Raw genomic sequence first — 12,885 nt, forward strand, 5'->3', positions numbered from 1 at the left:
GGGCTTTTACTTTTTTTACTCATTGAGGTTTTTATTTCAAAGGTATTCGTGATCCGCTTCGCTCCACTACAGCAAAAAAAAGTAAACAAAAAAATGCCGCCGCTACAAGTAATTTCCTAAAAATCAATCCTATTGTCTAAAATCCGGGAACTCGTTTCGCTCAGACAGCCCGGATTTCTTTACGCCAATAAAATTGATTTTCTTAACGGAAATTCCTTGAGGCGGAGAGTAACCCCGATATCTTCTGAAATATCTGGCTCGCACATTGGAACTGGGTTCTAATCATTTCTCTAAATTTTTACCGGACACCAATGAAAACTTGTATGTTTCTAACTTTTGAAATTTCTTCCAGGAGTCTTTGTTTAATCTGTATTTCAGCCCGCATTGATTTCTGTCTTTTTAATGGGCCACAACAGACGGCGGTACAATTTCGAGCGGCGTAAAGGAACTCAAAACTTTCCCGCCGTTAAAGACTTGATAGAATACTAAAAACCGACCCTTTAAAACTCCCGCCGCCTGAAATATGACCGCATGTTATGGGCTTTTATTTTCCCATATAAATAATTCGTTTTAGCATTTCACTCCTTTTTACTTCAATATAGTCTCCTTCCGTAACATCAAGCTCACTAATTACACCATCTCCATTCATATCTTCATATTTTAAGCCGCCAATCTCAGGATTATCTTGATAGGGTTTATCCATTGTGTGAACAGTGTCTTGAGCATTCATAAATACGCCATTGATTAACAGTCCGTTTTTAAGATTACTTAAATCTTCCTTTGTTGCAATGAGAAAATAATTACCGGGCTCAATGTCATAAAAATTTACTATTCCATTTTCATCACTTATCTCTTTGTAAGTTTCTTTTCCTTTTGTGACATTAGCGCTTCCAGTATTTTTAAAAAGTTTTACTTCTGCCTGAGAGACAACCGATAATGCAGAAGAGTTTGGTTGCCAACTATTGGCATTGTAAATTATTAACTCTACAGACTTTTTTGTTGTAGGAATCGCATCCTTTGTCAATTGTTGAACATATTCTCTAATGATAAGTGTATCTTTTTCTGATAGAGTAAGATTTAGAGTTTCCTTTAGCCTGTTATTCGTAGCTAAATAAGTAAAAAACTGTGGGGCTGGTCTTTGAAGCCCCATGTCAGTTAATAAGCAGTAATCAACAAAAGGCATAATTAGTGCATTCCCCTCTTTTTCGATGTAAAAACAGGTTTTTTGTTTTATTCTATTTAAATAACCAGTAGAATGTGGAACTTCAACTTCCTCATAATAGAGAGGTTTATAAACAAATAATGAAGTATCTGAGAAATTCAACGTTTTATTGAATTCACTTTGTATTGATGGATAATAAGTTGTAGTGTCACTCTTTTCCCAATAGGTTAGTGAACCCTTGGTTTTAATCAAAAAGGTATCTGCAATGGTTGAACCTCTTTCAAAGAACACTTTATCTTCACTTATTAGAGTTGCACGTATATCTTCCTTTTGTCTGATTGTGATCAAACTTGGTAAAACTTCGTTGCTTTTAGAGATAATAAGATTTCTAACATCTTCGTTTTTTACTTCTCCGTCAGAGGTGAATATTCTATATCTTTCTTCAGATACTAATTTTGTATAGTAAGTTTCGGAATCACTTAATACATTTTCGTCTTTCTCGCAAGAAAGCAATACTGCTGTTGCAAATAGCGTTACAATAAGTTTTTTCATAGTTTTCTAATTTTAATTCTGACTAACGGTAACAATCTGTTTAATTAAATATCTAATTATATGCACTTTAATAATACAATATATTTCTCATTTTCTGCACCCGCTAGCTTAAGAAGTCAATTTCTCAGGAATAGGGTGGATTGCACACAACGTTGAGTATATGCAAAGTAGGCGTTTGCGGACTTCAAAATTATCAAGCCGTTACAATGTTGAAGCGGGCTACAACCCTTGGAATTACTACTATCTCGCCTATTTTGTATATACATTGTTAGGCAGTCGTGCATTTTATGGTAATTTGTTTTTAATAATTCTTCTTTTCATATCCGATTTTATCAATCTGAAATTATTGTCAATATACTCAATCGTTATAATATTTGATATTTTAAAATCTTTTAAATCAGTTAGGTATTTATCAATAGTGGCAATATAATCATTTTGAGTTTTTTGAATTATTTTGTTTTCAATCAATCTGTCAATTACGGTTTTACTATCCAAGACAACTCCCGTAAAACAAATAATCCCGTGTGAATACTCTTTTTTAGTCTCAATCCCGATAAAACTATTTTGAAGATTAAAAATGTCAGGTATGATAAATTCCCTCTTTCGAGTTCTCTTATTTTTTTTATCAAGGTATGCCTCTAAGAATTTTTTAGTCATTTATCGTTGGTTTTAATTCCTGTCCACTATCCCAACACGAAATGCATAAAGTAATTTCATTGTCACCTAATCGTTTTAATCGAGATGGAGAAAACTCCATGTTGCACTGTTGGTCATACTCATAAAGATACCAAATTGTAATATCATCTCTTTTTATATCCAAATCCGCAAGTTTTTGATAATTATTCTCAAGTAAATCGAGGAATTTGTTTATAAAATCATAGTAATCATCGTCCTGCTCCTCAATCACTTCGTAAATCCAAACGCCAGGAACAGCATTTTTATCAATCAGCTCGGTTGGTTGGACACCTAGAATTTTTGATATCGAGTTGAAAGTATAAATGCTTGGTTTAAATGCTATTTGTAATCTATCGTATGATTTCATTTTTATTTTTTTGTCATGTTGCTGGATTGCGTGTCAGCCCGCATGCTGCCTAACGAATCCATAACATTATTATCGTTTACGGTCTAAAAAAATATTGTATTTATAGTGTCTTTGCCGGTAATTTCCGAAAAAACAGACACCGAATTTACTAATTCGCTGACATTCATCAAATAGGTTGAACAAAAATTGCTAATGGTTGAATAAATGTGGTGGCCTATTGAGTGAGCAAATCATCAAACACGATTCCGATGGGGTTAGGATTAGGATTAGGGGTTAGGGATTAGGGTTAGGGGTTAAAATTAGTGGTTCTCGGATGATTTCAATTTATTTTTGGCTATGGCCCTTTCAGGGCGATGAAACGCGTGGTGATTATAATACAGGGCGATGCCCTGTGCTGATGCTACAAGGCTTTCAGCCTTGTGGAACATGGTTTTAGTAAGTCTTTTATCCAGATTGTTGTTTTCAACACCCCAGACTTACACCCCTAACCCCCTGAAAGGGGAACTCCTCCCCACAAATGGCAACCCTAAAAACGGGTGCGTTGCAAGGAATCGATAGTTTCTTACAAACCGCATGAATATGAGGTTTGGTGTCGTATTGTCTAAAGGGTAGATTTTAAGCCAAAAAGAGGCTGGTTTTGAACTTTTAAGTTACAAAGTACTCTCTTTTTTTAGACATAAATAGTTTAAAGCAACACAATTAAAGCATGGGCATTCTTCTCAAAAACATAAAAAAACGACAGTAGGTCCATAGTATTTAGTTGTAGCTCTACCGGGATGTCGTTCAACCTGGAGTAATCGCTGGGTCGTGGGGATTGCTCATACTCCTATATATTGGCAATAGTTATTTATTGTTTAGCATTTTTCTCAATTCAACCATTATGCGTTTTGAATCTTCATTTTTCCATTTATATACAATATCTTTTGCAAAAGCCTGATATTCTAAATATTGAAAGTTCAAAAAACAAAAATTACCTTTCGTAAGAAAATGTGTTACGGAATAATAATACGGTCGAACGAAATGGTCATCATTATCCATTCTGGAATAAAATAAATTTATTTGCTCTTCACTTTTCTCATATCTATTCTCCTCGGGAAAATATAAATACTCGTAACTCTCAATTTCATTACAATCCTTTTTAACAACACAATTCTCTTCAGCAACATCATTATCAGCTCCTAAAAATAATAAAGGTGAAAACTCAGAATCATAATTTGGAAGATAAAGCAATAGGCTTTTAAACTTGAATATGTAAATAGCTCCATTATCTTCCGTGTATATAGCTAATCTTTCTTTATCATGTCTTATGATTTTTCTTACATCTCCTGAACAATAACCATTATAAAGGTCAGTGCCAAAAATATGACCTTGATTTATAAATTCATCCAGTATTTTAGAAGCTTTGTCAATATCTGTTATAAGTTTTACTTCATTAAGTCCCATACTGATAGAAAGTTTCTTAAAAACAGAAATAAAACTATCTATGACATTTCTTTTCTGTTCCAGATTCTTCTTGTCCAGATAGACCTTTACAAGTTCATAACTATGCAAAAGTTCAGAATAACCTGACAATGTAGTATAGGAGTCACCTATCTCGTTAATAAATAAAGCATCAAGCTCATCAAACAGATTCTCAAATAAATTATTTATCTCATTCTCATTAAAGTATATTTCAGAATGAATTATAACATTTCTATAACTCTCTAAGAGTAGTAGTTTATCTTTCAAACTTTTTTTCAAAGTACAATTACAAAAACTTTCAAATCGTTCAATAGCTTCTGTAAAACTAACTGTGTGGATTTTATCTTTTAATGATGAATTGAAAACACTTTCAAGTCCTTTAACTCTTTTCTCTATGTATGATTGCTTAACATGTTTATCTAAATTTGAGAATAAAAGTAATTCGTTATTCTTTGCTAAAATATGTTTTATTAAAATTTCTACTCCATGCTGAGTTAGTATAATTGAATCTTTTAGATAAAAGAACCTGTTTTTTGAAGGAGAATCTGAGAAATAGTCTTCTTCATATTTCATCAGATAATCAAATCCCTTTTTTAATGAATCAATACCGTTATCTAAAAAGCTTATTTTCATTCTGGTGTTTTTTTTTAATTATTGCCAACAACCCCATAACGCCATTATCATTTATGGACTAAAAGAGTTATTGCATTTATATTGTCTTTGCCGGTAATTTCCGAAAAAACAGACACCGAATTTACTAATTCGCTGACATTCATCAAATAGGTTGAACGAAAATTGCTAATGGTTGAATAAATGTGACGGTGTATTGAGTGAGCAAATCAACAAACACGATTCCGATGGGGTTAGGGTTAGGATTAGGGATTAGGGTTAGGTGTTAAAATTAGTGGTTCTCGGATGATTTCAATTTATTTTTGGCTATGGCCCTTTCAGGGCGATGAAACCCGTGGTGATTATAACACAGGGCGATGCCCTGTGCTGATGCTACAAGGCTTTCAGCCTTGTGGAACATGGTTTTAGTAAGTCTTTTATCCAGATTGTTGTTTTCAACACCCCAGACTTACACCCCTAACCCCCTAACCCCCTAAAATAGCAACCCTAAAAACGGGTGCGTTGCAAGGAATGGATAGTTCCTTACAAACCTCATGAATATGAGGTTTGGTGTCGTATTGTCTAAAGGGTAGATTTTAAGCCAAAAAGAGGCTGGTTTTGAACTTTTGAGTTGCAAAATGCTCTCTTTTTTTAGACATAAATAGTTTAAAGCAACACAATTAAAACATGGGCATTCTTCTCAAAAACATAAAAAAACGACAGTAGGTCCATAGTATTTAGTTGTAGCTCTACCGGGATGTCGTTCAACCTGGAGTAATCGCTGGGTCGTGGGGATTGCTCATACTCCTATATATTGTACACTGGCATTCCTTTACTTTCATTTTAATAACCAATCAATTACATTTAATTTTTGAATTCCGTTTATGCTCGTATTATCATAATCCATTGTTAATAGAAATTTAGGGTAATTATCTTTAATTCTATCAAATGCCGAAATCTCACGATTAAATGTTTTTTCGTCATTAACTGTATATGCTACTTGATAATATTCACGCTCGTTGTTTGCCTTTTGGACTACAAAATCAATTTCTCTATCATTATGCTTACCCACATAAACTTTTCCACCCCTCCTAAATAGTTCAAAGTAGACTATATTTTCAAGTTTTCGTCCTAAATCTGCTTCAAACTTATTTGTTGCGGTTATGTTTTTCAAACCTAAATCAACAACATAATATTTTCCATTCGTAGAAAGCAATTCTTTTCCTTTAATATCATAGCGAGGTGCTGTATAAAGTATATATGATTGAGTAAGGAAATCTAAATATTTAATAATCGTATTATGCGATACTTTCTTTTGGGAATTATGATTTAATTGAGCTGCTATATTCGTCGGGGAAACATAAGAACCTATTGAATCAAAAAGAAAACTAACAATCCGATGCAGGTTATCTACATTACGTAGGCTATGGCGCTGAGAAATATCCTTAATTATTACCGTATCGTATATTGATTGCAAATAATCATTTACAAGGCTCTCATCATTTTGAGAAAGAGTTACAGCTTCAGGAAAACAACTCTCATTGATATACTTTCTAAAAAGTCTGTCTGTATTTTTCTCATCTGAATAAGCTAATGCATATTCTTTAAAGGAATAAGGTTGTAAGTTTATCGCAATATATCTGCCTGTTAAAAGAGTTGCTAACTCACTCGATAACAAATAAGCATTTGAACCTGTGACATATAAGTCAATATTCTTTTTTGTAAATAGACTATTAACCAATCGCTCAAAGTCATTAATAAGCTGCACTTCATCTAAGAATATGTAATACTTATTATTGGGATTGATTTGTTCTATTATCTCGTCATATAATGTTGTCCAGTTCGTAAGGTGTAAATTCTCACGTTCTTCGAAGTTTAGAAAGATAATATTTTTAGGCGCTACTCCACCTCCAAGAAGCTCATTCTTAAATGCCTCTAAAAGTGTAGATTTTCCACAACGTCTAATTCCAGTTATTACTTTTATTAAGTTCTGGTCTTTTAGTTGCCTTAATCGTTTCAGATATAATTCTCTTTCTATCATTTTCCTTTTCTTACAAAGGTAATCTCTTATTGACGAAAATGCAAGATGTCGAAATATTTCGTCATTAACGCCGATTTATTTTGCTTGTGCACAACGAATCCATAACATTATTATCGTTTACGGTCTAAAAAAAATCACTATTGTCCGGTAAAAAATATATTTTCCATTTAAGTGCTCAAGCCGCACGGGCTTTTACTTTTTTTCTACAGCAAAAAAAAGTAAACAAAAAATGCCGCCGCTGCAAGTAATTTCCTAAAAATCAATTTCATTGTCTAAAATCCGGGAACTCGCTTCGCTCAGACAGCCCGGATTTCTTTACGCCAATAAAATTGATTTTCTTAACGGAAATTCCTTGAGGCGGAAAGCAACCCCAATATCTCCTAAAATATCTGGCTCGCACATTGGAGCTGGGTTCTAATCATTTCTCTAAATTTTTACCGGACACCAATGAAAAAAAATATTGTATTTATAGTGTCTTTACCGGTAATTTCCGAAAAAACAGACACCGAATTTACTAATCTGACATTCATCAAATAGGTTGAACGAAAATTGCTAATGGTTGAATAAATGTGGTGGCCTATTGAGTGAGCAAATCATCAAACACGATTCCGATGGGGTTCGGGTTAGGGATTAGGGTTAGGGATTAGGGTTAGGGGTTAGGGTTAGGGGTTAAAATTAGTGGTTCTCGGATGATTTCAATTTATTTTTGGCTATGGCCCTTTCAGGGCGATGAAACCCGTGGTGATTATAACACAGGGCGATGCCCTGTGCTGATGCTACAAGGCTTTCAGCCTTGTGGAACATGGTTTTAGTAAGTCTTTTATACAGATTGTTGTTTTCAACACCCCAGACTTACACCCCTCCCCCCCTAACCCCCTAAAATAGCAAACCTAAAAACGGGTGCGTTGCAAGGAATCGTTTTTTTATTCGTGTCATTCGTCATTGGAAAATGAGCAAGCAGAACGCTTAAGTTGGGTTCTTAAGACAATCTTTACATTATTTAATCTGGCCTTGCAGGCCGCATTTTGTTGTTGGTTGTTTAAGAACCCAAGGGGTTGCCGTTGGACTGAAATGATTTGCTCTTTCAGTGCGAAATGCCGTAAAAGACAGGCGTTGATGGATATCGCATTCGGCGTTATGCCTGTTCTAAAATGGTTATTTCCGGGCGTCAGTTCATTTAAAAAGTCTTATAATTAACACTAACCGCCCAATGATTTATAAATATTGTTATGTGGTTCCAATTTCATCGTGCGGATTGTTACTAATGTTATTTCAATTCGTTATGCGTATTTTTGAATGCCCATTGCCACCCGGAACAACTTCGACGTGTGTTGCAATTCGTTCTTTCAATTCTATGAGGTGAGAAATTACCCCAATAATTTTTCCTTCGCTTTGCAAATTTGATAATGCATTAAGAGCTACATCAAGGTAATCGGAGTCAAGGGTTCCAAACCCTTCGTCGATAAACATTGTGTCAATACGCATATTATTACTAGCCATTTTTGATAACCCAAGGGCAAGAGAAAGCGACATGATAAATTTCTCGCCTCCGGAAAGATTTTGTGCCGTTCGTTCTTCGCCGTTTTGAAATTTGTCAATAACCGATAATTCAAAGGGATTAGAATTGTCGCCGGTGCGTTTGAGAATATATCGGTCGGACATTTTTTGCAGCTGATTATTTGACAAGCTTATTAAATGCTCGAAAGTTAAGGCCTGTGCAAAATTGCGATATTTCTTACCATCACCCGAACCAATAAGTTCATTTAAGCTACCCCACTTGTTACAAACGGCCTGTTGCTTTTCTTTTTCTCTAAGTTTATCGCCACTTGCTTTTAAATTGTTGGCATTAATTATTAATACTTGATTATTTGCACCAATTTTTTGAGAAATCTCGTTTGCCTTAGTTCTTATTTCGTCCAGATGAGTTTGAAGTTCGACACTCGTTTTATCAGTAATTTTCTGCTCCTTCCTTATAACTAACTCTTTTTCTTTATCGGTAACGATCGCTTTATTTTTTTCGAGATCAGTGTTTGTTTCGTTCATCTCTTTTTCGGCTTTTGCTTTTGCCGTTTCACAGTCTTGAAGTACTTTATTTAAATAATTCTCTGCTTCTTCAACAGACTTTTCAGCAAAGAGTTCTTTGCGCCCGGCCGATAATTTTTGCTTGTCGGATTCAATGTCCTGTTTTTCTTTTTGCTTGTCGTTCAGCAATTTGGTTTGACTTTCTAATTCTTTTTTGGTTAAAGCGATGTTGCTGTTTAGAGTTGTAATTTGAGTTGTCAGCTCGTCTGTCTGCATTTTATTGTCATTCCAGGCGTCCAGCCGTTTTTTCAATTGCTGAATATTTTCAACGGCATAACCTTTAAGCGTTTTCAAAAACGCTTCATTTTCTGTATTATACGTTTCTCGTAATTTTGTCGCTGAATCCTGTTTCGTCTTTAATTGTTGCTCAGTTAATTTCAGAGCGGTTGCAGTGTCATTTTTTATTTTATCAGCTTCCAGCTTTTCTTTTTGCAACTCAGGAATTTCTTTATCCCGAAGATTTACAATCTGTTTTTCACGTTCAGTTGCTCGTGCAATTAAGCCATTAATGTCTTTAAGTTCAACCCGCTTTTTTTTCAAAGTTTCATCAAGCAGTTCTAATTTATTGTCACCTTGAAAAATGAAATAATCAGAATCGATAATTTTTATTTCAGCCAGTATTGCCTTTTGTCTTTCTAAATTAACAGCCAGGGATTTTCCCTCTCTTGCTTTGTTTTTCAAATCATTTTTGATGTTTAAAACAACTTCGGCAAGTTTGTTTTCGTTTTGCTGAATTGTTTTGATGGTGTCTTGCAACTGTTTTTTTAAGGTCGCTAATTCCTTTTCCTTTTCTCCAATTTGTGGAATATTTCCAATGGCAAAAGGGTGTTCCAAAGAACCACAAAGGGGGCACTCTTCCCCGTCTTTAAGATTGTGACGGTGTTCATCAAAACTTTGAATTGTCCTGGTCAGTCTTATATTCTCGTCAAGAGTTCTGATATGATTTTCAAGATTGACTTGTATTTTTTTATCGTTATCAATTATTTTTAAAAGCTCCGGGTGTAACTTTTCAAATTGCTTTAAATTATTGTTTATGTCATCAATTTCTTTCCGGTTTATAGAAATTGCTTTTTCAACCTCAATTAAATCTTTTATTTGTATGCCAAAATTTGAGATCTTTTCTTTTTCTGATTGAAGCTGAGAAAGCTCTTTCCCTCCTAAAATTTCTGATAATTCCGTTTTTTTGGCTTCCAGTTCTTTCGTTTTTACCGTTAAGCTTTTTTCTTTATCGGTAAAAAATACGGTAGCTTTTTTGTATTCAGCTTGTTTTGAATCGAGAACCTTTTGCAGGTCGACGATTTCAGTGTTTATCCTTTTGATTTCGTTTGAAGAAGCAATTAATAATTGATTTTCTTTTTCAATTACAGAGTAATTTGAGATAAGTGCTTCATATTTTTTATTGGCAATTGCCCATTTCTGTTTTTCGATTAGTGAATTTTTAGATTTTTCTAACCCGTCGTTTTGGCTTGTTAAAGCACTATTGAGTGCATCTATGCTTTTTTTCACCTCGGAAATAGTATTCAAAATTGGTCGCAATAATTTTTCTTTCTCCGATATTTTTGTGTCCAATACTCTTACTTGCTTAAAAACAGGTTCTTGTTTTTTCTGTTCATCTTTTACCGCTTTTAAAGCGATTTCCGATTTTTCTAAAACTTCTTTTGCTTTGAGAGCTTTTCCCTCTAATGCAGGCAACTTTAGTTTTACTTCATTGATTTGCTTTTGCAAATTTTGCAAATCAGCCAGCCATTTTTTAGCCGCTTCTATTTTTTGAAATTTCTCATCAATTTGCTTTTTGTCTTTTTCCAAAGCAATATTTTCATCAGTCAAGGCTTTAATTTCTTCTTCTGAAAGGATTTTTATTGCTTCAAGTTTTATGGCAATTTTCTCTAATTTTTCTTTTTCAGTTCTATTTCGTTCAAAAACCTTTTTAGAAATTTCCCCATAAATTTCGGTGCCTGTAATTTGCTCTAAAAGTTCGCCTTTATCATTCTTATCTGCTTGCAAAAATGCGGCAAAACTGCCTTGTGCCAGCATTATTACTTTTGTGAATTGCTCGAATGTAAGCCCTATAATTTCGACAATTTTTGTATCACACAGGCGAATTTGGTCGGCAATAATTTTGTCGTTAAGATCGGCAATAACCCGATTAACAGGTTTTAGGTTTCCTGTTCGGGTCAACTCTTGCTTCCACGCTGATTTCCATCTTTTCCCTGTAACTTCAAAAATGATTTCTGAATAGCAATCCTTTTCGCCCCTTGTCATTACAGCATTTTCGCTGCCAGTAACATCTACTCGTGGCGTTTTTCCATAAAGCGCCAATGAAATAGCATCAAGAATAGAACTTTTCCCCGACCCTGTTTTTCCCGTAATAGCAAAAAGTCCGTCGTTTGAAAAAGCAGGATTTGTAAAATCAATTTCGTTTTCCCCAGCCAGCGAATTTATATTTTTGAATTTTAGGTTTAATATCTTCATACAATTTTACTTTTCTATTTCTAAATCGTCAACGATTTCTTTATACGATTTTTTCAGCTCATCTTTCTGTTCATCTAAAACAGAGGCTTTATCAAGTAGTTTGTCAAAAACATCAAAGACATTAAGTTCATCAAGCGAATTTGTTGTGTCATTGGTTGTTAACACTTCGTTTAGATGTTGGCGATTCTGCAATTTTAAGATTTCAATTTTGGAATTAGCTATTTGTTCATTTGTCCACAATGGAAAGTCCGGAAACAGTTCATCACCATTGTAAATAACCTCTACCCAAACAGATAAACCGGTCTTTTTTAAATCAGCTAAACGTTTTGAAATAAAATGTTTGTCTCCAACAATGGATTCCAATTTTTGAAAAACAGGGATTTCAACTTTTTCAATGCTTCTTCCATTATCAAAATCGATGATGTAAACACACTTTTTTTGTTTTGCTTCTCCAAACCCCATTGGAATGGGCGAACCGCAATAACGAATATGGTCTTTGATAACTGACGGAATGTGATAATGTCCAAGCGCCACGTAATCAAATGTGTCTAGGAAAATATCACTGCCGACAGCTTCAATATTTCCAATATATGTTTCACGAACACCATCGTCTTCGTTTCTTTTTCCGCCTGCAACAGATAAATGCCCGGTTGCCACAACAGGAATGTCTTTTCCCAACTCATGACGTTTATTTTCGGCTAGTTCAGCAATTTTTTCGTAATGCTTTTTTAAGTTTTCGTTAATTCGTTTTGAACGATCGGAATAATTTTCACCTTCGGCAAAACGACTAATATCTCTTTCCCGCAAAAAAGGAACGCCACAAACTATAGCAAGAGGCTTTTCGTTGCTGTCGTTGATAACAATAATTTCATCCTCGATATTTTCGCTTGCATTACCAATTACAGAAACATTTAATGCCGCTAAAATGTCTTTTGGCGCATTCAGGAAACTAGGCGAATCATGGTTCCCTCCAACTACAATTACGTTTTTGCAACCTGTTTTTTTTACTCTGACAAGAAAATCATAATACATTTTTTGAGACGTGCTACCTGGTGATGCGTTGTCAAATATGTCACCGGCAATGAGCAATAAGTCAATCGAATTATCTTTCATTGTATTTAGCAACCATTCTAAAAACAAGGTATGTTCTTCTTGTCGCTCTTTTTTGGAGTAAAGCGTCCTCCCTAAGTGCCAGTCAGAAGTATGTAATATTTTCATTATCTAAAAGTTCGTTTATTTCGTTAATTCTCAGATGCCAATGAGGTGTTTATAGGGTACGGCCTAACGGTCACATAAAGTTATTGTGATTTATAGCATATAAATGTAATCTAAAATGTCTTTTATAAAAAAAGTTGTAGGGGCAGACCTAAGTGTCTGCCCCTACAACTTTTTACATTTTCGACGATGCAATGAAATTGATTTGTTTTTTAAACATCTGGGAATAAAATACAAACCCGTCCTGCG

7 protein-coding genes are annotated in these 12,885 nt (G+C 34.4%); all 7 read right to left on the reverse strand.

Annotated features, from left to right (window positions below; all coding sequences use genetic code 11):
- Nucleotides 1-544 precede the first annotated feature (544 nt).
- The 7 genes from ACT3CD_RS06265 to sbcD all read right to left on the reverse strand — a co-directional run bounded on the left by ACT3CD_RS06265 (nucleotide 545) and on the right by sbcD (nucleotide 12,639).
- Nucleotides 545-1,714 (reverse strand): hypothetical protein, encoded by a 1,170-nt coding sequence (locus ACT3CD_RS06265; protein WP_444643978.1) that lies wholly within the window; start codon nucleotides 1,712-1,714, stop codon nucleotides 545-547.
- Between the two features lie 285 nt (nucleotides 1,715-1,999).
- Nucleotides 2,000-2,371, reverse strand: a complete 372-nt coding sequence (locus ACT3CD_RS06270) for a hypothetical protein (RefSeq protein WP_444643980.1) — start codon at nucleotides 2,369-2,371, stop codon at nucleotides 2,000-2,002.
- Nucleotides 2,364-2,756, reverse strand: a complete 393-nt coding sequence (locus ACT3CD_RS06275) for a hypothetical protein (RefSeq protein ID WP_444643982.1) — start codon at nucleotides 2,754-2,756, stop codon at nucleotides 2,364-2,366. The genes ACT3CD_RS06270 and ACT3CD_RS06275 overlap by 8 nt, the downstream gene beginning before the upstream one ends.
- Nucleotides 2,757-3,599: 843 nt before the next feature.
- Nucleotides 3,600-4,850 carry a hypothetical protein gene (locus tag ACT3CD_RS06280; RefSeq protein ID WP_444643983.1) on the reverse strand — a complete coding sequence of 417 codons (1,251 nt, stop codon included), beginning with the start codon at nucleotides 4,848-4,850 and terminating at the stop codon, nucleotides 3,600-3,602.
- Between the two features lie 814 nt (nucleotides 4,851-5,664).
- On the reverse strand, nucleotides 5,665-6,867 hold the full coding sequence (locus ACT3CD_RS06285) for an ATP-binding protein (protein ID WP_444643985.1): 1,203 nt from the start codon (nucleotides 6,865-6,867) through the stop codon (nucleotides 5,665-5,667).
- Nucleotides 6,868-8,139: 1,272 nt separating this feature from the next.
- On the reverse strand, nucleotides 8,140-11,421 hold the full coding sequence (locus tag ACT3CD_RS06290) for an SbcC/MukB-like Walker B domain-containing protein (protein WP_444643987.1): 3,282 nt from the start codon (nucleotides 11,419-11,421) through the stop codon (nucleotides 8,140-8,142).
- A 6-nt stretch (nucleotides 11,422-11,427) separates the two neighbouring features.
- Entirely contained in the window at nucleotides 11,428-12,639 is a 1,212-nt protein-coding gene (gene sbcD / locus ACT3CD_RS06295; RefSeq protein ID WP_444643989.1) for an exonuclease subunit SbcD, read from the reverse strand.
- Between the last annotated feature and the right edge of the window lie 246 nt (nucleotides 12,640-12,885).

This window comes from Geofilum sp. OHC36d9, assembly GCF_052400685.1.
Classification (GTDB): domain Bacteria; phylum Bacteroidota; class Bacteroidia; order Bacteroidales; family Marinilabiliaceae; genus CAZHHH01.